Raw genomic sequence first — 339 nt, forward strand, 5'->3', positions numbered from 1 at the left:
AATTGTGTTATGCAGTAACTTTTTTAAGTCTGGACGTGTATTTTGCCTCGTATTCGATTTCAACAACGAATTCCGTATCGCAGACATGACAAGTTACTTCATCTTCTCCAGGCTCATACATAACTTCACTTGAACATTCTGAAGCACAAACAGGACAAATGATTTTATCTTCACGGAAACAATCCCACTCGTCATGTTTGTTTTCCTTTGCCAGTCGTAATGCTTCTTGTTTACGTTCTTCATGTTCTCTCTCACGACAAGGTTTGCATTGGTACCCGTCAGGATGCCCCCAAGGTATTTCGGTAAGCTCTTTTCTATGGGTTCCACAACTAACGCAAC

General features: G+C 41.0%; 1 protein-coding gene. It reads right to left on the bottom strand.

Annotated features, from left to right (window positions below):
• Positions 1 to 7 precede the first annotated feature (7 nt).
• On the bottom strand, positions 8 to 339 hold a 332-nt coding region (locus PZE06_RS27195; protein ID WP_275792269.1), incomplete at its 5' end, for a hypothetical protein.

Source organism: Robertmurraya sp. DFI.2.37, assembly GCF_029211245.1.
Taxonomy (GTDB): Bacteria; Bacillota; Bacilli; order Bacillales; family Cytobacillaceae; genus Robertmurraya; species Robertmurraya methanolica_A.